The sequence below is a fragment of the Brevibacterium epidermidis NBRC 14811 genome, assembly GCF_001570805.1.
Classification (GTDB): Bacteria; Actinomycetota; Actinomycetes; order Actinomycetales; family Brevibacteriaceae; genus Brevibacterium; species Brevibacterium epidermidis.
On sequence record NZ_BCSJ01000002.1, the window covers coordinates 43,960 to 67,406 of the forward strand.

General features: G+C 64.6%; 19 protein-coding genes and 1 pseudogene. 7 read left to right on the forward strand and 13 right to left on the reverse strand.

Annotation, left to right across the window (positions count from 1 at the left end):
• The first annotated feature begins 118 nt into the window (after positions 1 to 118).
• Entirely contained in the window at positions 119 to 733 is a 615-nt protein-coding gene (locus tag BEP01S_RS00990) for a TetR/AcrR family transcriptional regulator (protein WP_062239551.1), read from the forward strand.
• 333 nt (positions 734 to 1,066) lie between these two features.
• Here BEP01S_RS00990 and BEP01S_RS00995 read toward each other — a convergent pair whose 3' ends face one another.
• Positions 1,067 to 1,885, reverse strand: a complete 819-nt coding sequence (locus BEP01S_RS00995) for an SDR family oxidoreductase (protein ID WP_062239552.1) — start codon at positions 1,883 to 1,885, stop codon at positions 1,067 to 1,069.
• A gap of 166 nt (positions 1,886 to 2,051) precedes the next feature.
• Between BEP01S_RS00995 and BEP01S_RS16465 the strand changes: the two genes are divergently transcribed.
• On the forward strand, positions 2,052 to 3,350 hold the full coding sequence (locus BEP01S_RS16465) for a DUF1990 family protein (RefSeq protein WP_083532421.1): 1,299 nt from the start codon (positions 2,052 to 2,054) through the stop codon (positions 3,348 to 3,350).
• An 18-nt stretch (positions 3,351 to 3,368) separates the two neighbouring features.
• Here the strand turns inward: BEP01S_RS16465 and BEP01S_RS01005 are convergent, their stop codons facing one another.
• On the reverse strand, positions 3,369 to 4,265 hold the full coding sequence (locus tag BEP01S_RS01005) for a LysR substrate-binding domain-containing protein (protein ID WP_062239555.1): 897 nt from the start codon (positions 4,263 to 4,265) through the stop codon (positions 3,369 to 3,371).
• A 226-nt stretch (positions 4,266 to 4,491) separates the two neighbouring features.
• Here BEP01S_RS01005 and BEP01S_RS01010 point away from each other — a divergent pair, with 226 nt between their 5' ends.
• From BEP01S_RS01010 to fabG, 3 genes are all read left to right on the forward strand, one after another.
• Positions 4,492 to 5,727: a CaiB/BaiF CoA transferase family protein gene (locus BEP01S_RS01010; RefSeq protein ID WP_083532422.1), complete on the forward strand. Its 1,236-nt coding sequence runs from the start codon at positions 4,492 to 4,494 to the stop codon at positions 5,725 to 5,727.
• Positions 5,728 to 5,819: 92 nt separating this feature from the next.
• On the forward strand, positions 5,820 to 6,983 hold the full coding sequence (locus tag BEP01S_RS01015) for an acyl-CoA dehydrogenase family protein (protein WP_062239558.1): 1,164 nt from the start codon (positions 5,820 to 5,822) through the stop codon (positions 6,981 to 6,983).
• A 94-nt stretch (positions 6,984 to 7,077) separates the two neighbouring features.
• On the forward strand, positions 7,078 to 7,887 hold the full coding sequence (gene fabG, locus BEP01S_RS01020) for a 3-oxoacyl-ACP reductase FabG (RefSeq protein WP_083532423.1): 810 nt from the start codon (positions 7,078 to 7,080) through the stop codon (positions 7,885 to 7,887).
• Between the two features lie 237 nt (positions 7,888 to 8,124).
• Here fabG and BEP01S_RS01025 read toward each other — a convergent pair whose 3' ends face one another.
• The gene (locus tag BEP01S_RS01025) at positions 8,125 to 10,014 is read right to left on the reverse strand and encodes an amidohydrolase (protein WP_083532424.1); all 1,890 of its coding nucleotides are present in this window, start codon (positions 10,012 to 10,014) and stop codon (positions 8,125 to 8,127) included.
• A gap of 125 nt (positions 10,015 to 10,139) precedes the next feature.
• Here BEP01S_RS01025 and BEP01S_RS01030 point away from each other — a divergent pair, with 125 nt between their 5' ends.
• Positions 10,140 to 10,637, forward strand: coding sequence for a hypothetical protein (locus tag BEP01S_RS01030; protein ID WP_062239561.1), 498 nt, complete (start codon positions 10,140 to 10,142; stop codon positions 10,635 to 10,637).
• Positions 10,638 to 11,150: 513 nt separating this feature from the next.
• Here the strand turns inward: BEP01S_RS01030 and BEP01S_RS17295 are convergent.
• The 10 genes and pseudogenes from BEP01S_RS17295 to BEP01S_RS16900 all read right to left on the reverse strand — a co-directional run bounded on the left by BEP01S_RS17295 (position 11,151) and on the right by BEP01S_RS16900 (position 20,116).
• The gene (locus BEP01S_RS17295) at positions 11,151 to 11,249 is read right to left on the reverse strand and encodes a hypothetical protein (RefSeq protein WP_373277889.1); all 99 of its coding nucleotides are present in this window, start codon (positions 11,247 to 11,249) and stop codon (positions 11,151 to 11,153) included.
• Between the two features lie 18 nt (positions 11,250 to 11,267).
• A pseudogene (ureB, locus tag BEP01S_RS17045) lies at positions 11,268 to 11,858 on the reverse strand (urease subunit beta); the annotation flags it as partial.
• Positions 11,858 to 12,160: an urease subunit gamma gene (locus tag BEP01S_RS01040; protein WP_062239860.1), complete on the reverse strand. Its 303-nt coding sequence runs from the start codon at positions 12,158 to 12,160 to the stop codon at positions 11,858 to 11,860. The pseudogene ureB and the gene BEP01S_RS01040, both read right to left, overlap by 1 nt.
• A gap of 538 nt (positions 12,161 to 12,698) precedes the next feature.
• Positions 12,699 to 13,733 carry an RAP domain-containing protein gene (locus tag BEP01S_RS01045; RefSeq protein WP_062239566.1) on the reverse strand — a complete coding sequence of 345 codons (1,035 nt, stop codon included), beginning with the start codon at positions 13,731 to 13,733 and terminating at the stop codon, positions 12,699 to 12,701.
• A gap of 537 nt (positions 13,734 to 14,270) precedes the next feature.
• The gene (locus tag BEP01S_RS01050; RefSeq protein WP_062239569.1) at positions 14,271 to 15,026 is read right to left on the reverse strand and encodes an iron ABC transporter ATP-binding protein; all 756 of its coding nucleotides are present in this window, start codon (positions 15,024 to 15,026) and stop codon (positions 14,271 to 14,273) included.
• Entirely contained in the window at positions 15,023 to 16,192 is a 1,170-nt protein-coding gene (locus BEP01S_RS01055; protein ID WP_083532425.1) for an iron chelate uptake ABC transporter family permease subunit, read from the reverse strand. Before BEP01S_RS01055 ends, BEP01S_RS01050 begins: the two co-directional genes overlap by 4 nt.
• 5 nt (positions 16,193 to 16,197) lie before the next feature.
• The gene (locus BEP01S_RS01060; RefSeq protein WP_083532426.1) at positions 16,198 to 17,280 is read right to left on the reverse strand and encodes an ABC transporter permease; all 1,083 of its coding nucleotides are present in this window, start codon (positions 17,278 to 17,280) and stop codon (positions 16,198 to 16,200) included.
• Positions 17,280 to 18,269 carry a siderophore ABC transporter substrate-binding protein gene (locus BEP01S_RS01065; protein ID WP_062239572.1) on the reverse strand — a complete coding sequence of 330 codons (990 nt, stop codon included), beginning with the start codon at positions 18,267 to 18,269 and terminating at the stop codon, positions 17,280 to 17,282. The genes BEP01S_RS01060 and BEP01S_RS01065 overlap by 1 nt, the downstream gene beginning before the upstream one ends.
• 229 nt (positions 18,270 to 18,498) lie before the next feature.
• A complete protein-coding gene (locus BEP01S_RS01070; RefSeq protein ID WP_062239574.1) occupies positions 18,499 to 19,461 on the reverse strand; it encodes an inositol monophosphatase family protein in 963 nt (320 codons plus the stop codon).
• A 502-nt stretch (positions 19,462 to 19,963) separates the two neighbouring features.
• A complete protein-coding gene (locus tag BEP01S_RS16900; protein WP_164742748.1) occupies positions 19,964 to 20,116 on the reverse strand; it encodes a hypothetical protein in 153 nt (50 codons plus the stop codon).
• Positions 20,117 to 20,475: 359 nt separating this feature from the next.
• Between BEP01S_RS16900 and BEP01S_RS01075 the strand changes: the two genes are divergently transcribed.
• Entirely contained in the window at positions 20,476 to 23,415 is a 2,940-nt protein-coding gene (locus tag BEP01S_RS01075; protein WP_062239869.1) for an FAD-binding and (Fe-S)-binding domain-containing protein, read from the forward strand.
• The last annotated feature ends 32 nt before the right edge of the window (positions 23,416 to 23,447 follow it).

Sequence of the window (23,447 nt, forward strand, 5' to 3'; positions counted from 1 at the left end):
CTCAGCGATCGAGCTCAGAGATGGAGGGACACTTCGGGGGTCAAATGAAACCGCGGGGCACGAATGGCCGTAGATTAGGGATGAGAAGACAGTGAGACGGAGCAGGCAGGGACAACTCGTGAGCAATGCACCTTCGACCGACTGGCGGGACTACGACGCCCCGCTGCTCTCGCCGATCCTCCAGTCCGCTCTCAACAGCTTCGTCACGGGCGGCTTCCACGGCACGAGCATCCGGCAGCTGGCCGGCGCGGCCGGACTGTCAGTGCCCGGCCTCTATCACCACTTCGCTTCGAAGCATGCGATCCTCGCCGAGATCGACCGTCTGGCGATGGAGGATCTGTGGCAGCGCAGCGTCGCGGCACTCGCCGACGGCGGGCAGGAGCCGACCGCACGCTTCGACCGACTCATCGAATGCCTGCTGCTCTTCCACGCGCACCAGTCCGAACTCGCCTTCATCGCATTCAGCGAGATCCGAGCGCTGAAAGATCATCACCGGGATGCTCATATCGCCGCTCGTGACCGACAGCAGAAACTCCTCGACGAGGTGGTCGAGGAGTGCGTTGCCGACGGCAGCTTCACCACGGAATTCCCGCGGGACGCCTCGCGTGCGATCACGACGATCTGCACAGGCGTCTCGCAGTGGTACCGGGCGGGCGGCGAACTCGACCCGGCTGGCGTGGCCGAACGCTACGGCGAGATCTGCGCGCACGCCGCCGGCCTTCCGGTGAAGTAAGGGTGGTGCCTGGCGACCCGGTGAAGTAACGGTCGCCCGGCCACAAGTTGCCCGCGAAATAGCGGCAGGCTGCTCGCGAGACGTTCCGCGAACCCTGCCCACATTGGATTGTTGGGTCGATCCACGGTGGTTTCCACGCCTGAAACACCGTGGATCGACCCAACAATGCGCCTCAGAACGGCGCCGCAAAGAACTTAGGTCGCCATCGGATACTTTCCGTCAAGAGAAGTATCCGATGGCGACCTAGATTCAGGTGCAGATGTCCGATGGCGACCTAGATTCGGGCTGCCGGCTACCGGCAACCGATGTTCAGCCGCGGGCTCAGCCTCAGTTTCAAGCGCTGCCGCCGGCGGTGACGACTCCCCCATCGGCGGTGAGCACCTGAGCGGTGATCCAGTCGGCGTCCTCTGAGGCCAGATAGGCGACGGCACCGGCAATGTCCTCGGGAGTGCCGAGGCGCTTGACCGGGTACGCGGAGGCGACCTCCTCTTCCCTGCCTTCGTAGAGCGCGGTGGCGAACTTCGTTTTGACTACTGCCGGAGCGACGGCGTTGACGCGGATATCGGGTCCGAGCTCCACGGCGAGCGTCTTCGTCAGATGCGAGACCGCCGCCTTCGAAATGCCGTAGAAGCCGATGCCTTCGCTCGGAATCTGGCCGGCGACCGACGACAGGGTGACGACGCGGCCCTTGTTCTCGCGGAAGTTCAGGCCCTCATGGTGGACGGCGTCCTGCACCCAGGCCAGCGTGCCGAGGACGTTGACGTCGAAGATCTTCCGCGCAGCGTCGAGCTCCATATCGACGAGCGGGCCGTAGACCGGGTTGATTCCGGCGTTGGCCACGAGCACATCGAGGCGACCGAACTTCTCAGCGACCGTATCGAACACCTCTGCCCTGTGAGCCGGGTCGTCGGCCTTGCCGGCGATGGCGAGCGCCGTGCCTTCGGGGAACTCCGCGACCGCCTCGCCCAGCGCTTCGGGCTTGCGCGCGGTGAGGACGACGGTGGCGCCCTCCGCGTTGAGCCGCCGAGCGATTCCGAGACCGATGCCGCGACTGGCACCGGTGATGACGGCAACCTGGCCTTCGAAACGACGACCGGATTTCGGAGCCGCCGAGGTGGCTGCCGACTGAGTGGCTGAGGTGCTGTCTGACATAGATGAACTCCAGTGTTCGTGCGGTGACGTGAGCGTTCGGCGCTGACCTCGCAAAACGCCTTGAAGCGAGCGTTCGTTCAGCGTTCGCTTCTCATCGTAGGCATAGCCGTTCGAAGATGACAAGGACTACGGCCATCGAACGAGAGAACTGGACGAGAATGGAGTCATGAATCATCTCGAGTTCCATCTCGACCTCGGCTCGGGCGACCAGTTCCCGCTCGCCCGAGAAGCGATCTTCTCCTGGACGCTGCAGGAACTCGCCGGCGTCGTCGTCCACCCCGCTCGCCGAGTGACCGAAGGTCAGATCGTCAGCCTGGAACTCAATCCAGTTTGGCCGACCTCGCCGAGGCGGCTGCGCGGTCGCGATTTGCTCGTGCCCGTGGGTTCGTGCGTCGTCACACGGGTGTTCGATGAGAAGGATCGCGCCGGTTTCACCTATCGCACCCTGCCGGGCCACCTCGAGAACGGTGAGGAGACTTTCCTCGTATCCATCGGCACTGACGGCCGCCTCGGCGTGACCATCAGCGCCGATTCCGTCCCAGCACATCCTCTCCTCCGTCTGGGCGCTCCGGTGACCGTGGCGGCCCAGGAGTTGATGGCCCGGCGCTATGCCGAAGGGCTGAAGAGACAGCTCAGGACGGCCGAGCGAAGCCGCCGCGCACGCGCCCTCACGACAGCTTCGGCGCTGATCGGCCGGGAGCTGAGATTCATCGAGACCCTTGCCGGCGGTCAGCACGCGCTGACCATAGCAGCCCGCGACGGAGACGCGGAGCTCGTCGTCCGCGCATTCCCCGCCGGCCATGATGCGGCGATCAAAGAGGCCGCAGTGCTCGATCGGCTGAGACCGCTCGGCGATCTCGTCCCCCGCCTCATCGCCCACAGCGCCGACACCAACGACCCGGTCATCGTCACGACCCGCGTCTCGGGCTCAGCACCGGATCCGGCGACGCCTCTGACCACCATCGCCCGCGAGATGGCCGCGGCACTGGTGCGCGTCCACGAACTCGACGGTACCGGTCTGCCTCAGACTCCGCAGTCCCCGCCGCCAGGAGACTCTGCCATCGCAATTCGCGCCCAGCGGGAGTGGGCGAACCTCGACCGCGACGAAGAGGTCCTCACGCACACGGATTTCTGGGCAGGCAATGCCTTGTGGACGGGCGGGCGCCTCACCGGAGTCGTCGACTGGTCGGGCGCGAGCCGCGGACCTCGCGGAGTCGACCTCGCTTGGTGCCGTCAGGATCTCGTGCTGCTCGGTTCCCCCGAGGCGGCCGCCGACTTTCTCGACGAGTACGAACGACTCCTCGGCCGCCGCATCCATGACATCCGCGCATGGGACGTCCAAGCTGCGGCACGTGCCCATGATCGCGTCGAGACCTGGCTGCCGAACTACCACGGGATCGGCCTCACCGACATGACCGCCGAGGATCTCCGCCACCGCCTCGACACCTGGAACGAGCAGCTGTGAACCGGCCCGCCACCGCCATCATCCAACGGTCGGCAGGACCTCCTCGGCGAGGGTGAGCACCGCTTCCACGGAGGCCTTTCCGTGGTCGGTGCGGTGGGCGAGGTAGAGCATCGTGGGCTCCTCGGGGATATCGAGGGGCACGGCCACGGTGCCGACCTCACGGGTGGCGGCGGACACCGAGTCGAAGGTGATCGAGATGCCGAGGCCGGCCGCGACCAGAGCTCCGATCGTCTGCGAATCCGGCGCGCTCTGAACGACGCGCGGTGCGAACCCCGCTTCGTGGCACAGACGCAGCGTCGCCTCCCGCAACGTCGAGGAAGGATGCTCGGGAAGAGCGATGAAATCCTCGTCGGCAAGCTCGTCCACCCGCACCGAGGCGCGTCCCGCCAGACGATGACCCACCGGCAGGGCTGCCGAGAGACGCTCGACCATCACCGGCCGACCTGTGACCCCGGGTGGCTGCTTCGCCCACCTCACAAGCGCGAGGTCGAGCGAGCCGTCGACGAGGCGGGTGATCCCCTCCTCGGCGTAGACATCGGAGTGGAGCCCGAAGCTGACCCCCGGCCTGTGCGCGGTGGATGCAGTCACGAGCGCCGCGGCCAGTCTGCGCGATGACGAGTGGGCGAATCCGAATTCGATGTGTCCGGTCTGCCCATCGGCGGCCCGGCGCACCGCCTCGGCGGCCAAGGTTCGGTACTCGATCATCTTCCGCGCCGGCTCCACCAGCGCCTCTCCCGCTGCGGTCAGCGCCACATTGCGGGTCGTGCGTCGGAACAGATCGACGCCGAGGTGGTCCTCGAGCGCGCGGATCGTGCGGCTGAGCGGCGGCTGCAGCATTCCGAGCCGTTCGGCCGCACGACCGAAGTGCAGCTCTTCGGCGACTGCGAGGAACGCTTTGACCTGCTGAATCTCCATCGACTGCTCCTCTTTCGAATCCGCGCTGGAGCCTCTGCCGTTGCCCCGACCGACATCCCAGCCAATACCTGTTCCGATAATAATCCATGTACATTATTGCTGATCCTGTTATATAGTGGGACGGACCACGCGCCCGCCGCTCAAGCACGGGCCCAGAATGCCGAGCTCGACAGCACTGTCAGCACACAGCAGCGCCGCCGGCCCGACGAGAGGAAGACATTCGACGATGAAGCAGTCGACCACTTCTGAGCACCACGACAGCGGCTCCGAGCATGACGACCATCGGTCGCCTGCCCACGACCGCCTCGAGGAGTTCCTCCCCCGCGCCGGCTCGGGTCCCTTGTCGGGACAGATCGTCGTCGACTTCTCCCGCGTGCTGGCCGGACCGTACTCGACGATGATGCTCGCCGACCTCGGCGCCACCGTCATCAAGGTCGAAGGCCCCAAAGGCGATGACACCCGACACTGGGCACCACCGGTGCGCAACGAGGATGCCACCTACTATCTGTCGATCAACCGCAACAAATACGACATCGTCCTCGACTTCACCGACCCCGATGACCTCGCCACCGCACAGAAGCTCGCGGCCGAAGCCGATATCGTCGTCGAGAACTTCAAACCGGGCGGGTTGGCGAAGTACGGACTCGACTACGACAGCGTCTCCGCTGCCAACCCGACGGTCATCTATGCTTCGGTGACCGGCTTCGGGCCGCAGAACCCGCTGCCCGGATACGACCTCCTCATGCAGGCGCTGTCCGGCTTCATGTCGGTCACCGGCAGCCCCGACGGCTCGCCGTACCGCGCCGGCGTCGCCGTCTTCGACGTCATGACCGGTCTGCACACCACGATCGGCGTCCTCGCCGCGATCCAGCACCGCACGCTCACCGGCGAGGGCCAGCTCGTCGAAACCAACCTCATGTCCTCGGCGATGTCCGGCCTAGCCAATCAGTCCGGCGCCTACGCGGCCGCAGGAGTGAATCCGACGCGGATGGGCAACGCCCACCCGAGCCTCTACCCCTATCAGCCGATGGCCGCGAAGTCCGGGGAGATCATCATCGCCGCGGCCAATGACGGCCAGTTCCGGATCCTCGCCGAGGTGGTGGGCCGCCCCGATTGGTGCGACGACGAACGATTCGCCCAGGCGAAGAACCGCAACGCCAACCGCGACGCCCTGGAGCCCGAACTTCTCGAGGCCCTCCAGGCTCACACCGCGCAAGTTTGGTTCGACAAGCTCTCGGCCGCTGGCCTGGCCTGCGCCCCGATCAACACGATCGCCGAAGGCGTCGAACACGCCAAGAGTCTCGGCTTGGAACCGGTCGTGGACACCGGCACGGGCGAACGCGTCATCCCGACGGTCCGCAACCCGATCACCCTGTCGAAGTCGCAGGTCTCCTACGACCTCGCTCCCCCAGAACACGGAGCTGACTCCGATCAGGTCCGCGCCTGGCTCGACAGCCTCTAGATCGCACCGTTTCGGACTCATCCCGACCGAACCGCAATCCCGACACTTGCACGCAGACTTCTGCACAGCATCCATCTGAAGGAGACACAACAATGGACAACTCAGAACTCGACGACATCCTCACTGCCGTCCGCGAATTCGTCCGCGAGAAGGTCGTCCCCCTCGAGACCCAGGTCGAGGACGAGGACGCCTTCCCAGAAGGCATCATCAAGGAATCCGCCGAAATGGGACTCTTCGGCTGGGCCCTGCCCGAGGAATACGGCGGCCTCGGCCTCAATGCCGAACAGGATGCACTCCTGGCCATGGAGCTCGGCTACACCACCCCCGCGTTCCGGTCCCTGTTCGGCACGAACAACGGCATCGCCGGACAGGTGCTCGTCAACTACGGCACCGACGAGCAGAAGTCCGAATGGCTGCCCCGCCTGGCCTCCGGAGAGGTCGTCGCCTCCTTTGCGCTGACCGAATCCGAGGCCGGTTCCGACCCCTCGGGCCTGCGGACGAAGGCCGAACGCGTTGGCGATGACTACGTCATCAACGGCTCCAAGCGGTTCATCACCAATGCCGAGGCCTCCGACGTCCTCATGGTCTTCGCCCGCACCGACCCGAACGCCACCGGGTCGAAGGGCATCTCAGTCTTCCTCGTGCCCACGAAGTCCGAGGGCGTGACCGTCGGACCGCACGACCACAAGATGGGCCAGGCCGGCGCATGGACCTCGGAGATCTTCTTCGACGACGTCCGCGTGCCCGCCGCCAACCTCATCGGCGGCGAGGAGGAGAAGGGCTTCTACGCGGCCATGGCCTCGCTCAACAAGGGACGACTGCACATCGCGGCGATCTGCGTCGGCCAGTCGATCCGCATCCTCGACGAGTCGGTGCGCTTCGCCGCCGACGCGAAACAGGGCGGCGAGCCGATCGCCCGCTTCCAACTCGTCCAGGCGATGCTCGCCGATATCTACACTGAGGTGGCCGCCGCCAAAGCGCTCGTCCTCTCCGCCGCGCAGCGCTGGGACGCAGAGACCGACCGCAAGCTCGGCCCCTCCTCGGCGAAGCTCTTCGCCTCCGAAGCGCTGGCCCGCATCGCCGACAAGGGCGTGCAGATCCAGGGCGGCATGGGCTACATGCGCGAATCCGCGGTCGAACGCTTCTACCGTCACGCCCGCCTCTTCCGCATCTACGAAGGCACCTCCGAAGTCCAGCGCGTCGTCGTCGCCAAACAGCTGCTGGGTGGCGCGCACAAGCCCCAGTTCAACCTCTGAGTTCGGCACCATCATTCTGCACGCATAAGCGCAACGGCGGGCCGCCTCGGCGAGGTCCGGCTCCGCTTGGTCACACCCCAACGAAAGGCATCACATGAACGAATCCACGACCGCGAACACCGGCATCACCGTCACCGAGACCGGCGGAGTCACCGCGATTCCCGGCCTGCTGGCCGGCAAGGTCGCCGTCGTCACCGGCGGCGGGCAGGGACTGGGCCTGGCGATGGCGCGCAGCCTCGTCGACTCCGGAGCCAAGGTCGTCGTCGCCGATATGAACGAGGAGAGCCTGCAGTCGGCCGTGGCCGAGCTCGGCGGCGAAGACATCGCAGCCGGTGTCGTGTGCAACGTCTCCGACCTCGCAGCCGTCGAGAAGCTCGCCGAGGAGGCCGCCAAGGCGTTCGGCGGTGTCGACATCTGGGTCAACAACGCCGGCATCACCCGTGATGCGACGATCCGGAAGATGACCGAGCAGCAGTTCGACGATGTCATCTCCGTGCACCTGCGGGGCACGTGGAACGGGCTCAAGGTGGCCACCACACTCATGCGCGAACAGGACCGCGGCGGCTCGATCATCAATGTGTCCTCGATCAGCGGCAAGGTCGGCAATCCCGGACAGTCGAACTACTCCGCGGCGAAGGCGGGCATCGTTGGCATGACGAAGGCCGTGTCGAAGGAGGTCGCGTTCAAGAACATCCGCATCAACGCGATCCAGCCCGGCTTCATCAACACGGCGATGACCGCAGCCATGCCGCAGCACGCGATCGATTCGAAGCTCGCCGACATCCCGCTCGGCCGGGCAGGCGAACCCGAAGAAGTCGCCTCGGTTGTGCTCTTCCTCGCCTCGGGGCTCTCGAGCTACCTCACCGGCACCGTCACCGAGATCTCCGGCGGCCGCCACATCTGAGTCGGCTGCTCGCCTCGCCGAGGCGGCCCGACGTCTGCGTCGAACCTCGCCAAGGCGAAAGGACATCCGTTCCGGTGCCTCGCCGAGGATGAGCAGCGTTCACAACGGCCCGACATCCCTGCGGGGACGTCGGGCCGTCGTCGTTCGGTGGGTTCGCGTCCCCGCGGGGACATCTCACGGGATTTCCGCGTCCCTGCGGGGACGTTTCAGCGGGACGGTCGCGCCGCCTCGGCGAGGTCAGGCCCGGTATTTGATTTCGCCGCCGACGACGGTGAGCGCGACTCGGGTGTCGCGGATCGCCTCGGCGTGGGCGAAGAGGGCTTCTTCGGAATCGTAGCCGAGGAGGCCGTCGGTCGGCGTGCGCGAGCCGTTCAGGTCGCTCGACTGTGCGGTCACCTCGGTGTTGAGGGCGTCGCTGCTCAGCCCTTCGGCGGCGCACGGATCGGTGTCGACGAGGATGAAATCGGCGTCCATTCCCGGGGCCAGATATCCGCGTCGGTCCTCGAGGCCGGCGGCGAAAGCCGGGCCCTGAGTGTGCAGGCGGATGGCCTCGACTGCGCTCAGACGACGGTGCGGCTGGAACGTCGTGGACGCCTCGCCGGAGATGTTCGCCCTGGTCATCGCCGCATAGATCGCGGCGAAGGGGTTCGCCGGTTCGACGGGGCCGTCGGAGCCGAATACGACGTGCGCGCCCGCCTCGAGCAGGTCCGGCCACGCGTAAGCGGCCAGCTGCGCCGACTCGTCGATGAGGTGGAGCAGGTGCAGGTCGGAGATGCAGTGGCGTGGCTGCATGGATGCGAGCACCCCGAGCTCGGCGAACCGGGCGACATCGGTCGGTTGGATGAACTGGGCATGCTCGATGCGGTGGCGCATCGGCCGGTCGTACTTCTCCTCTGCAGCCCGCGTGATGTCGCGCAGGCGGTCGAAGACTTCGAGCACATGGTGGTTCGCTTGGTCGCCGATGGCGTGGATGGCCACGGAGATGCCCGCCTCGGTGGCGATGTGCGCCTGCTCGAAGAGTTCGTCCTCGGTCATCTGCGCGATGCCGAAGTTCTCGGTCTCGCCGTCGGTTTCGGGGAACGGTGAGGACATGTGCGAGGTGTGCGAGCCGAGCGCGCCGTCGGAGAAGAGTTTGAGCCCGCCTCTCTGCAGCCAGTCGTCGCCGTCGCCGGTGTGCCAGCCGGTTTCGATCGCCCACGGCACTTCGGGTCCGCGCAGGAAGAGCGTGACCCGCATGTCCTGCCGGTCGGCTTCGCGCAGGTCGTTCCATCCCAGCGTCGAGGCGATGCCGTCGAAGTCGTGGATGCCGGTCAGTCCCTGGGACAGGAACAGCTTCTGCGTGACGGCGAGGCGTTCGACCTGCTCCTCACGGCTGGGTTCGGGGATGAAGCGGGCGACGAGGTCGGTGGCGTCTTCGCGCACGAGGCCGGTGAGCTGCCCGTCATCGTCGCGGACGAAGCTGCCGCCTGAGGGATCTTCGGTCGACGCGTCGATGCCGGCGATCTCGAGGGCGTGGGCGTTGGCCCACAGGGTGTGCAGATCGAGTGACCACATCGCCACGGGGTGGTCGGGAACCTCGGCGTCGAGCAGCGTCCGGTCCGGATAACTCGGGTCCTCCCATTTGTTGAGGTCCCACCCGGAGCCGACCACCCACGTGCCCACTGGGAGGGAATCGGCGCGTTCGCGGATGAGTGCGACCGCCTCGGCGAGGGATTTCGTCTGGGACAGATCGAGGCCGGTCAGGGAGTCGGCGTACATGATCGAGTGGATGTGGCCGTCGACGAAACCGGGCAGGATGACCTGCCCGCCGCAGTCGATTTCGTCGATCTCGAGTCCGGGGATGACCGTGGTCGCACCGACCCCGCCCGCCGAGGCGAGCGCCGCCGTCGTCGACGACTGCGCGGCCGCGATGTCGAGCAGTTCGGCCCGGGTGCCGACGGCCACGATGGTCTCCCCGTCGACGAGGATCGCGTCGGGGGCCGGCTGAGTAAGGTCGACGGTTGAGGTTGGGGCCGCGGCGGGAGTGTCCGCGTTCGATGCGCTCGGGTCGGAGGCGATCGAGTCAAGGGTGTTCGAGGCGGCCTGGGGTGCGAACGTGCGCACGACGGCGTTGGAGAACAGACGCATGGGCACCAGTCTAGAGCGGGTGCGGTGGTAAGGATGGGCGGACGCTGCGGTGCGGCCGAATGGATGCGGATCGGATGCGGATCGGGCGCGGCAGACGATTTTCTACGAGGAGTAGAATCGGGATCATGACTCACTTCTTCAGCACCGATGACTCGCGGTTGGCGGCGAGCGCTCGGATCATCCTGCCCGCCGTCTGGCTCGGGCTCATCATCGGCATCTCCCTCATCGAGGCGCCGCTGAAGTTCACGGCCCCGGGCATCACGATCCCGTTGGGGTTGGGCATCGGGCGACTGGTTTTCGGCGTGATGAACTGGGTCGAGCTGGCCATCGCCGTGATCCTGCTGTGGGCCCTGCTCAAGTCGGGAGTCGACCTCGCCTACCGCGGTGTGGCCTGCGGGCTCATCGCAGTGCTCATCATCAAGGTCATCGTCATCCGACCGCTGCTCAACCAGCGCACCGATGCCGTGCTCGCCGGGGTCGACGACGGTGGTTCGGCCCTGCACCTGTTCTACATCGCCGCCGACGGGCTGCTCATCGTCGGACTCGTCACTGCACTCGTGCTTGCAGTGCACCGTTGGGTGACGATCCGTCCGGCCGTCAGTGCAAATTCCACGGCTGAGTGACAGTTCGCCCGGCATTCGGAACCGGTTCCTCGGCTGGTTGACGGCTCGCCCGGCTGTGGGCGCAGATTCGCCAACTGATCAGGCGGCGGCGACACTGTCATCGGGTTTAGTCCCACGACTCATCGGCTTTTGCGCCAGTCATCGGGATTTAGCTCGATGCCCTGATCAGAACTCGATGACCTGCGGCTGGAGGCTGACGAACCACATTCGGAGCACACCAGCATCACATTTGGTGCAGGTGTGGCTCACATTTCGTCCGGTACCTCTGTTAGCATCCTGATGCGCTAGATGCGCTGGACGAAATGTGGTCGCTCCCGGCGTCAACTGCGGACTCAGAGCGTGATGAAGGAGTAGCCCACGTCGGTGGCGACGACGAGGTCGCGGTCGTGGGTCGCCCAGACGAGCGTCTTCCCCGCCTCGGCGAGGTCGTTGATGAGCCAGGCGATGCGTGCGGCAACCGGGCGGACTTGCCGCCGCCGAAGACGACATCGACGCCGCCGGCATGGTAATCCTTCACGATCTCGATACGATATCGGTATCGGCTAGGCGCACCCGGTCACTGACCGTCGGTCCGAACGACGCGACGTATTCCGAACGTGAAATCTCAGCCATCAACTCTCCCCTGCATTCCCCGCGGAATCCGAGTGCGATGCGCGCACCCTGGATCGGGATCAGTTCGGCTTCTTCATCGGCATCGGGTTCGAAGAGCATGGCGCCGCCGGACAGCACGTTGAGGCGATTACCTCAGGCGCCCGCACGGTCGAACTCGAGGCCGGGATTGACCTCGGCGAAATGGAAGTGAGGTCCGATCTGGATCGGACGGTCCGAGGTGTTGGCCACGCGCAGGGACGTCACGGCCAAGCCGGCGTTGATCTCGACCTGTTCGTCCTTGAGGAAGATCTCACCAGGAATGACACGATCGGCCGAAGTCACCGAAGCAGCGTGTCCCTGGCTGGGCGCCTGACCTGTGCCGGAACCGGTACGGTGGGGGCTCGACGGGCTGCTCTTCTCCGAGGATGGGTGGCGTTCGCGGTCGTCGTCGATGCCGGGTTCGTCGATGCCGGCGGTCTCGGCTTCGCCGTATTTTCGGCCGGGGTCGTCGGTGGCGTGTTCGGACTCGACGTCGCGACCCTCGGGCTGGAGCTCGTCGTTCCCGAAGGGGTTGTCGTTGAGAGGCTGTGTGTCCTCGTTCTGCTCGCCGGGGTCGTTCTCGTTGCTCATTATTGCAGCTGCCCCGTCACCGGCACGAGCTTCGTTCCGTCGGGGAACGTCGCCTCCACCTGGACCTGTGTGAGCATTTCGGGAACCCCTTCCATGACATCGTCCTTGGCCAGCACATGGCGGCCAGATTCCATGAGGTCGGCGACGGACTTGCCGTCGCGCGCTCCTTCGAGCAGGTACGAGGTGATGATCGCGGTCGCCTCGGGAAGGTTGAGTTTGAGACCACGCTCTTTGCGCTCGAGCGCAAGCTTTCCGGCGGTGTAGATCATCAACCGCTCTTGTTCATACAGACTGAGAAACACTGACATCGGCTGGACAGCGCCGGTTCGCTCGGATGACGTGGAATGCCTGCGTCGCACCGGGTGGTTCGGGCCCGATTCGCAACCGGCATCGCCTATGCCGGAACTCGGCCCCTCACCCGCGAGAATGCGCTCATTATCGCTACTTTACCCATCGGTCAGGGCCAGTCAAACCCGACGAGTGCGGTTCATCTGCGGAGTTCTTGGGAGGTTCCTGCGGAGGCGTTTCGCCCCGATGTTTCGCATCGTCTATGCTGGTGAGAGCGGTGATGAAGGCGCAGTGGCAGATGCCTCACACTGTCAGCGCAGCCGCCTTCCGTGCCCTCACCATCTACGCCCGACCAGCACCCTCGGGACACTTCGAGAACGCGGCGTGGCAACTCAGCGGCTTCCTCGGCGAATCATCGCTCTTTGATCAGGTCATCGGGATAAAACTCGATGCACCGCACAAAACTCGATACCCGACCGTACAACACCCGATGGTTAACGGCACAAAAATCGATGCGCGAGGTCTGCATCATTCGTCCGGGCTCCTGACCATCTACTTCAGTTCCGGCGCTTGTCTGAAGATCTTGTCCCGAAAGTCGCTGAGGCTGAGCACTTCGTCGAAACTCAGATGGATGACCTTATAGCCCAAGCTGAGAAGCCGGTTGTGCTGTTCGCCTTCTTTCCGGATCAGCGAAGGCCCCACCAGAGCATATTTCTCGCTTCCGTCGACTGCGAGGATCGTTCGTGTCTGTTCGTTGAGAAAATCCACTCGAGCTATGAAGCCCCGGCTGTCTCGGACTTCAATCTGCTGTTCGAACCCCCTCAGATGCAAGGCGATGAGGTTGAATCGGCAGTGGCTCTCAGCAGGACTCTCAGAGAACGGACCGATCGCATCAACCATCCGCTGTGCGGTGACTTGGCCCGACCGCATGCGGGCAACCGCGGGATAGAATGCCGTCTCGATAATTCGACGGGCCTCGGTCTGAAACTTCTCCGTATACCCGAACTTCGGGTTGAAGCCAGGGAATTGAGCGGCCGTCGTCTGACGCAGCACCCACTCCAGTGCTGCAAAAGCTTCGCGTTGTCCCGAGATCCGAATGAGGTCCAAGGCCGTCCTGATCGCCGAGGTGGCCGCTAGGTGGCCGAATCGGACCTGATCCTCTGTGGGAACCTCACGCCGCACCCGGATGATCTCCTCAGTGTGCGAATTGCTCCTCGGGTGTCTGACCGTGATCGCCTTCGATGCGTCCTTGTACAAAGGTATTCCGTGGAGGACAGCAGCCGATTTGCCGACAATCACATCCTCTGGCCGATACCAGCGATAGCTCTGAATTCGCAGCGCACGGAGCTGGGTCTGGTACCGGAAATCACGCTTCAAGTCGGATGGAGATTTGTCGACGTGGAAGCTGATCCAGTCGGCGTCTCTGATAAATGCCGCAATTCGGCTGTGGTCTCTCACTTGGCACTCGCGGATCACCGAGTACACCCCGCGGCAAAGACGAATCAGGCAGCAGTCCAGCGCACCCATGATCGTCTTGGAGGAGATACCCGCGGCGGAGAGCTCTTCACGATAGATCGTATTCTTCATCTGGCGAGTATCGGCATCAGCGGCCCGCCTTCAGAACCTCTTGCGCTGGGGCTGTGGACAACGTTTCGTCGTCCACAAGTCCACAACGGTCGAGTCACGTTCTTCTCCACAGGCCGCTGAGAACCGTTTCTGCACAAGACTCCCCGAAATACTGCACGGGAGTCCCCGCGAACACTCAGCTGTTGAGCACCGTTGAGATGGGTTCGCCCATTGCAACCGATGATCGCACTGACTGTCTCGAAAGGCGCCGAACGAGCAGGCACTCCACGGTGTCTGGTGCGCAAGTGAGAACTCAGTCCACGGGAGCTCGAGCCCAGTAATCGGCTTCTGCACCATCCGTCATCGACTTTCGTCCGAACTGTCATCGCCTTCTGACCGATGCATCGGGATCGAAATCGATGATTCGGTCAAAAGGCGATAAGCGCCCGAAAGTAGCCTCAGTAAGTGTCCCCGCCACCCCAGCCACCGCACGGGCAGGCCTCACACACGGACAGCCGTCCCCGCTAACAGCAGATCAGCAGCACACAGCTAGCAGCCTCAGTAGTACACGGCCAGTGGACCGCGTGGGCCGTCGATGACGTCGACGGGGGTGTCGAACACCCGGGAGAGCACCTCGCCGGTCATGATCTCGTCCGGTGTTCCGAATTCGACGATTGCTCCGTCTTTGACCGCGCAGATGTGGTCGGCGTAGTGGCCGGCGAAGTTGATGTCGTGGAGGACGATGACGATGGTTCGGCCCATCTCGGCGGCCGCTCGGCGCAGGTGCTGCATCATCTGCACCGAGCGTTTCATGTCGAGGTTGTTCAGCGGTTCGTCGAGAAGCACATAGTCGGTGTCCTGGGCCAATACCATCGCCACATAGGCCCGTTGCCGCTGTCCGCCGGAGAGCTCGTCGATGAACCGGTTCTCCAACTCGCCGAGCTCGAGGAAGTCGATCGCCTGCGAGATGACCTCCTCGTCGACAGTGGTCAGACGGCCCTTCGAATGGGGGAAGCGTCCGAAGCCGACGAGCTGTCGGATCGTCAGCCGAGTGATGAAGTGGTTCTCCTGCCGCAGGATGGACACGATCTTCGCTAAATCCTTCGACTTCGTCGAGCTCACGTCGTACCCGGCCACCGAGATTGTCCCAGCATCCAGCCCGAGCAGCCGACCGATCATCGTCAGCAGCGTCGACTTTCCGGCACCGTTGGGCCCGACCAGCGCGGTGACTCCCCCGGCCGGGATCTGCAGATCGACGGGTCCGATCGACACGTCGTCGCTGTAGGACTTGCGGACCGATTCGAGCGTGATCACAGGCGCCCCTTTCGCAGGATGACGAGCAGGAAGGCGCCGCCGCCGACGATCTCGATGATGATCGACACGACCCCTTCCGCGTAGAAGATGTTCTTCATGACGAAGTACGCCCCACCGAGAACGACGAATCCGATGAGCGCGGCCATCGGGAAGAGGCGTTTGTGGTCGAAGGTGTCGGCGAACTGGTAGGCGAGCATCGCGACGAGGAAGCCGAGGAAGACCATCGGTCCGATCATCGAGACGGACACCGCCATGAGGATGGAGACGAAGAAGAGGACCTTGAGCAGCTCGCCCTTGAAGTTCAGCCCCAGATTGCTCGTCATGTCCCGGCCCAGCGCCAACACGTTCAGCCGCGAGGAGCACAGGTAGAGCCCGAGGCACGCGAGCACACACAGCGGAATGGAGACCGGCAGGTAGCTCGAATCCGAGTTCGAGATCGACCCGAACAGACGGGCCGAGAGGATGTCGAATTCGCTCGGCGTCAGCGTCCGCTGCATGAACGTCGCGACCGAGCCCAGTCCCCCGCCGATGACGACGCCGATGAGCAGCATGAGCGCCACCGACGAGTGCCGCCCGGACAGCAGCCACCCGTACAGGGCCAGCGACAGGCCGACCATGAGCCCCAGCTGGACGACGAAAGGCACGAGTCCCTTGAGTTCGACGATCGCGGTGACTCCGAAGAAGTACATCGCCGAGGTCTGGATCGCGACGTAGAGGGACTCGAATCCCATGATCGAGGGCGTGATGATCCGGTTGTTCGTCACCGTCTGGAAAGCGACCGTGCCGAACGACTGGCACAGTGCCACCATGGCGATGACGACGAGGTTCGTCAGCCGCAGCTTCGCGATCAGCCAGAACCCCGGGTCGGTGATCGGCATCGGATTGTCCCAGGCCAGGATGCCCAGAGCGATCCCCGCCGAGGCGACCGCCAACACGATGATCATCGTCCAGTAGCGACGCACCGACTTCGTCGTCGGCAGCGGTCCGGAACTCCGCGACGGCCGTCGCGACCGATGATGCGAACGCTCGGTCCCTCGCCGAGGCGGCTGACCGCCCCGTGCGGCCGTGACCGTTGGGTCCGTTCCGGAAGCACCGGTTTCCGCGGGTCGGCGGGCCGCCTCGGTGACGGTCTCTGCCGGGAGGTCGCTGCCGTCCTTCGCGCGCATGCGGCTCACCCGACCTTTCGCTGACGCAGCAGGAGGGCCACGAACACGGCCGCGCCGACGACGCCGAGGATGAGGGAGACGGGCACTTCGAAGGGCATGACGATGATGCGGCCGACGAGGTCGCAGACGGTGACGATCGCGATGCCGAGCAGGCACACCCAGGGCAGGTTCGAGCGCAGGTCGTCGCCGCGGATCAGCGAGACGATGTTGGGCACGATAAGGCCGAGGAACGGCAGATTGCCGACGACGACGGTGACGACCCCCGTCGCGATGGCCACGAACACGGTACCCAGCAGCAGAATCTGGTTGTAATTGAGGCCGACGTTCGTGGCGATCTCCTTGCCGAGCCCGGCCACGGTGAACCGATCGGCGAGGACGAAGATGGCCACGACGACGGCCGTGACGATCCACAGGGTCTCGTACTGGCCGCGCAGGATCGAGGTGAAGCTGCCGGCGAACCAGATGCCCAGGGACTGCAGCATGTCCGTCTGCACCGCGATGAATGTCGAGACGGCGCCGACGACTGCGCCGAGCATGATGCCGACGATGGGCACGATGAGCGAGGATTTCAGGGAGACGCGGCGGAGGAATACGAAGAAGACGAGGGTGCCGACGAACGCGGCGATGATCGCCCCGACCATTCGCGCCGCGATCGAGGCGTCGGGGTAGATGATGACGGTGAGCATGAGCCCGAGGCCCGCCCATTCGGTGGTGCCGGTCGTCGTCGGTTCGACGAAGCGGTTCTGTGTGAGCAGCTGCATGACGAGCCCGCACATCGCCATCGCCGCTCCGGCGAGGACGAGGGCGATGGTGCGCGGGATCCGCGTGATCTGGAACATCTGCGCCCCGCCGTCACCGCCGAAGATGTCGTAGACACCTGTGAACAGCGAAAGCGCGAGCAGCGCTGCGACACCGACGATGCCCAGCAGCAGGGGCCATCCGAAAAGAGGTGCCTTCGCCGAGGCGGCCCCACGTGCGGAGGAATCCGCCGTCCCGTTCGGCGACGGTTCCACCGTTCCCTGCTGGGACGGATCCACCCGGTTGCGTCGGGTTCGGGTCCGACGTCGGGCCGCCTCGGCGAGGGTCATCACTTCTGTTCTTCGAGCTTGTCGGCGAAGGAGTTGAAGAACTCGGTGTAGGTCTGGATGCCTTCGTTGAGGTAGGTGTCCTCGGGGAAGTAGACGATCTTGTCGTCCTTGATCGCAGGCACATCCCCGAGCGCTTCGGAGTCTTCGAGGACTTCGGCGGCCGGAGCCGAGCCTTCGTCGCGGTCCTCGGGGGCGAAGGAGGCGTCGCGGTCGAGGACGATCATGAGGTCGGGATCCGACTTCGCGATGGCTTCGACGGAGATGTCGTCGCCCTGGTGGTCTTCGCTGCCGCCTTCGACTTCGAGGGCCGGGTTGAGGTCGAGGATGTCGAAGACGGGTCCGACGGTGCGGCCGACCGAGGGCGGGGCGTAGCCGATGTCGCCGGCGGAGGTGATGAGGCCCATGGCCTTGTCGCTGTCGTCGTAGGCGGCTTTCGCACGTTCGATGGAGGCGTCGAAGTCGTCGACGAGATTCTTCGCTTCATCCTGCTTGCCGAAGACCTCGCCGAGGACCTCGGTTTGGCGGCGCAGTTCGGCGTCGAAGTCCTCGCCGTCGCGGGGGTCGAGTTCGAGCACGGTCGCCTCGGGGGCGAGCTTGGCCAGATCGTCGTGGAACTGGGCGAAGCGCTGACCGTTGATGATGAGGTCGGGCTTGGCTTCGACGACTTTCTCCAGATCGGGTTCACGGTGGTTGCCGAGGTCGAGGATCGACTCGTCCTTCGTGTAGTCGAGGTCGTCGCTCATCAGGGAGACGGCGCCGCCGCTGAGCTTGATGTCCCAGTCGCTGAGGGTCTCGAAGGTGCGGTTGTCGGTGGCGACGACGGACTTCGGAGGTGAGGGCACTATCTGTGCGCCGTTGTTGTCCTCGACCTCGATCGTGGAGGCGGAGTCTTCGGCCTGTGCCGCATCGGAGTCTGCGGATCCACAGCCGGCCAGAGTGAGAGCGACAACGCCTGCCAAGGCGCTCAGTTGAAGGCGAGTCGAAACCATGGGGGTCCCACTTTCAGAGATGAACGGATCGGAAAAGCGCGTGCACACTGGAAGTAAGCTTAGCCTAATCTATGAAAATAAAGTCAAAGAAATGTGACGTTATCTGCGTCACACTTGTGTAGTGCCTGCCCCATTCCCACCAGAGAGCTTGCTGGTCTGGGACCGAGGATTCTGCCGGGGTCAGCTCGGGTTCCTGTTGGCTTCCGGCCGCGCTTCTGCTGACCCGGAGTCAGATTGCCGCGATAAGGCGGTCGACTTCTTCTTGGGTGTCGGCGGCCGCAGTCGGGCCACCGGCTCCCCCGCGGCTGACCTTGAGTCCGGCTTCTTCGACGATGACCGCTCCGCCGGCGTAGTCGTAGATGCCCAGTCCACGTTCGGCGTAGCCGTTGACTCGTCCTTCGGCGACCATGCAGAGGTCGAGAGCGGCCGAGCCGCAGCGGCGGATATCGTCGTAACCGGCCATAAGGTTTTCGAGTTTGGCCAGCTGGGTACCGCGATTGCTCAGCGCATAGGCGAACCCGGTCGCCAGCAGCCTGCCGGAGAGTCCGGGCGGGGTGCCGCGCAGACGTCTGGCCGGAATGGCCGAATCCTCGCCGAGGCGGTCGGCCAAGCGCCCCTCGATCCGAAAGGCGCCGCGTCCGGCCGCGGCCAACCAGGTGGCATTCAGCCCCGGTGAGGCGACGAGTCCGATGTGCCATCGGCCGAGGCCGAGCCCGGAGCTGGCAGCGCTCGCTTCGCAGACTCCGACCGAGAACGCATGGTGTTCGATGTTGCGGACATAGTTGACGGTGCCGTCGATCGGGTCGACATGCCATTCCAGGCGCGGCCCATTATCGGCAACCTCAGCCAACGCACCGGTCTCCGGATCGAAGGCATGGAGGCCCAGCAGAAAATCCATCGGGAAGAATTCAACAGGGTCAAGCGCTTCGGCTCCTTCTTCGCCGACCATGAGGTCATGAGGCCTGACTCGGTTGAGGTAGCCGCGCACAAGCGCCTCGATCTGCGCGTCGGCGCGAGTGACGAGGTCATTCGGCGACGTCTTCGTGTCGACGACACTGGCGTCGAGGCTCGCGCCGAGCAGCGGCCTCCAGGCGAGCATCTGCTCCCACGCCACCAGTGAGAGGTCGGAGGCGATGCGGATCAGAGAGTGGTCGACGATCTCAGCGGGCAGCGATTCGAGCTCGGAGTTCATACGGCCACTCTAGACAACCCTCTGCGCTTCTCGCCCGAGCGTCCGCAACCGGCCGGGATCCGCCCAGATCCGCGTCGTGTGTAACAAGACTGCAATACACCGGCAAATATGTACTTCTTGTATCTAAGCCGCCCACGGGGGTCGGGAACTCCGATTGCGCGGCTTTCCCTGGGGGCTGGAAACGCACCTGAGGTTGTCGACAGGACACTTCAGCATCGCACATTTCTCAAACAGTCGATCAATCGAATCCTGAAGCGATTTCGGCACGCCGAGCGGAATTTTCCTGACGGCTTTCTTCACTCATCAGCCCAGTTGTCTCCGTTCGAGGAATTCCTGCTTCCGGTGCCGCGAAGAATCGGTCACGGAATCGTCAGAAAACGTCCATGAATCGCACCAGGGCGGTGATCCATATCGAGTATGGATCACCGCCCTGGTATCTGCGAGGGAAGTACGAGCACAGAGAGGACCGGCAAATGCCGTCCTGCCCCCGTGCTTCCTGGGATCAGGCGGGGTCTGCGACTCCGGCCTTCGGCTCACTGCGCTTGACGGGCCCGTGCCTACGCACGATCTCCTGAACGGCCTGCGAGGAGGTGCCGGCCGCCTCGGCGATCGCACCGAAGGTCGCACCTTCTTCACGGGCGCGCAGAATCGCCATCACATAGTCAGTGTTGATTTTTGAACGCTGCCGTGCGACCTTTCGGACGACGCCGACTAATGCAGTCTGATCAACTGTCAATTCACGAGCTCGACGAGACATGGTTTCTTCCCTTGCATTCAAGTAGTGGCCCGTTGCCACGAATTGGTGTAGTCCCATTAGATACCACGAATATGTCAAGACGCCAAGAATTCCCGGATATAGGAACTCAGGCTACTGAGTAGCACCGTTCTGAGCACGTGTGATAACGAACGCATAACTTTCCTGGGGTCTGGGCGATGACTGTCGCTCGCAACTCCGCGGCGTGGAAGGTATCGATGTTCCGGCAACCCAAGTGGCACAATGCGGACATGACGACTATGGCCCATCCCACTGGAGCGAATCGGGCGACCGTCGACGAAGACGAGTCCCAGACAGCGCTTCCCACCGCACTCGCCGAAGAGCTCCGCGCCGCGGGCATCCGTGATTTCAGCATCGACGACACCGATCGTGCCTCGTACTCCTCTGATGCTTCTCTCTTCCGGCTCGTCCCTGCCGCCATCGTCTTCCCTCACAACGAGGAAGAGGTGGCGCGAGTCCTCTCCATTGCGCGTCGCTTGGGAGTGCCCATCACCAGCCGCGGTGCCGGCACATCGATCGCCGGCAATGCCATCGGCCGCGGCATCGTCTTCGACTTCTCTCTCCATATGAATGCGGTCCTCGACCTCGACCCCGACGAGCAGTCGGCCTGGGTGGAGTCCGGTTGCGTGCATGCCCACCTGCAGAAACAGGCCAAACCGCACGGTCTGCGCTTCGGCCCTGACCCGTCCACCCACACGCGCTGCACGATCGGCGGGATGATCGGCAATAACGCCTGCGGACCGCGAGCACTGGGCTACGGACGCACGGGCGACAACATCCTTGCGCTGAAGATCATGCTCATCGACGGCACCGTCGTCACCCTCGATGATGCGGACGCCTCCGAGACGTTCCCGCGTCTGCACGAGCTCGTTGCACAGAACCTCGGCACTATCCGCACGAACTTCGGCACGTTCTCCCGCCAGGTCTCCGGCTACGGACTCGAATCCCTCCTGCCGGAAAACGGATTTGACGTCCGTCGGGCCTTCGCCGGCAGTGAGGGCACGTGGGGCGTCATCCTCGCGGCGAAGATGCGCCTGGTCAAGAATCCGAGCTTCACCTCGGCGGTCGTGCTCGGCTATGCGGACATGGTTGCCGCCGCCCACGATGCGCCGCTGCTGAAGGACTTCCCCGTCGCCGCCTGCGAGGGCCTCGATTCGCGCATGCTCGACCGGGTCATCGAGACCAAGGGCGCCGAGGCGGTCCCCTCACTTCCCGAGGGCGCGGGCTGGCTCGTCGTCGAACTCACCGGTGAGGACGAGGCCGAGCTCGAGTCAGAGACTCAGCGCCTCATCGCCGAATCGAAGTCACTCGACTCCGCGGTCCTCGATGCCAAGGCGGCAGCGGAAGTGTGGGCGATCCGCGCCGACGGCGCCGGTTTGGTCTCGCGCACCCCTGATGGGCGCGATGCCCACGCTGGGTGGGAGGATTCGGCGGTTCCGGTGGACCACCTCGGCGATTATCTGCATGACCTCATGGAGCTGCTCGAGGAGCACGGACTGTGGGCGATTCCCTATGGGCACTTCGGTGACGGCTGCCTGCACATGCGTGTGGACTTTCCGCTCGAGGATCCGAACGGCGGGCAGGTGATGCGCGATTTCATGGTCGCGGCTACGAAGCTCGTCGCCCGTTACGGCGGGTCGGTGTCCGGGGAGCACGGGGACGGTCGGGCTCGCTCCGAGTTGTTGCGGCTCATGTACGCCCCGGCGGCGCTCGATCTGTTTGCCCAGGTCAAGCGCCTCTTCGATCCTCAACATCTGCTCAATCCCGGTGTCATCGTCGACCCTGACGCCCTCGACGAGTCGGTCCGTCTGACTCAGCTGCCACTGCGTCAGGAGCTGCCCGGAACCCTGGCGATGGCCTACGAAGGCGAGTCCGCCGGTTTCGCCTCGGCGGTGCACCGGTGCACTGGGGTCGGAAAGTGCCGTGCGGATTCGGCGGCCGGCGGCGGCATCATGTGCCCGTCGTACCAGGCCACCCGGGATGAACGGCATTCGACGCGAGGTCGCGCACGAGTGCTGCAGGAGATGGTGTCCGGGGATCTGCTCGAGCCTCGCTGGGACTCCCCCGAGGTGCACGAAGCCCTCGATCTGTGCCTGTCATGCAAGGCCTGCGGGACCGAGTGCCCGACCGGCACGGACATGTCCACGTACAAGGCCGAGGTCCTGCACCAGACGTACAAGGGCAAGCTGCGGCCGATGAAGCACTATTCTCTCGGGTTCCTCCCGCAGCTCGCGCGCCTGGTCACGCCGGTGGCGCCGGTGCTCAACAAGGTCTCGGGGCTGCCGGGGCTGACGACGCTGGCGAAGAAGATGGCCGGCATCGACGGCCGCCGCTCGATTCCGCAGTTCGCGTCCACGACGTTCAGGAAATGGTGGACCACCACCGCCGAGGCGGCACCGCGGTCGCGTGCGAATGCCGAAGTCGTGCTGTTCGCCGATTCCTGGTCGAACCATTTCGCTCCGCGCATCCTCGCCGCGGCCGTCGCAGTGCTCGAACAGGCCGGTGTGCACGTGCGGGTGATCGATCAGACCGTGTGCTGCGGTCTGCCGCTCATCTCCACCGGTCAGCTCGATGCGGCGAAGGCGAACCTGTCGGAGACGATCACCGCTCTCGATGCCACTGGAGATGTGCCGATCATCGGCGTCGAGCCCTCGTGTCTGGCCACGCTCAAGGACGATTCGCTCAAGCTCGTCGCCGATGAGGCCTCGCACCGCGTGGCCGTCCGGGTGCAGACTCTTGCCCAGTACCTGCTGAGCATCGGCGCCGAGCTGCCGGACCTGTCCGGAGTCGAGGCGCTCGTGCAGCCGCACTGCCACCAGTCGGCGATCTTCGGCAACGCGGCGGATAAGGAACTGCTGGCCAGGGCCGGAGCGAGCACGGAGTTCCTCGGCGGATGCTGCGGTCTGGCCGGGAACTTCGGCGTCGAAGAAGGACATTATGAGACCTCGGTCGCCGTCGCCGAGGTGGCTCTGCTGCCGGCACTGCGCAAACGGGGACGGGCCACCGGTGTGGAGCCCCGGACCGGATCCGGCACGCATTCCGACAACGGCGAGCGTCTGCAGATCGTTCTCGCCGACGGGTATTCGTGCCGTACGCAGATCACGGATCTCAGCGATGCCGAGGGCGTGTCGCTGGCCGAACTCCTCGCGTGGGGATGGGGGCTGAAACCTCGGCGGTGACGCCGAGGTCAGGGCCGCCTCGGCGAGGTTTC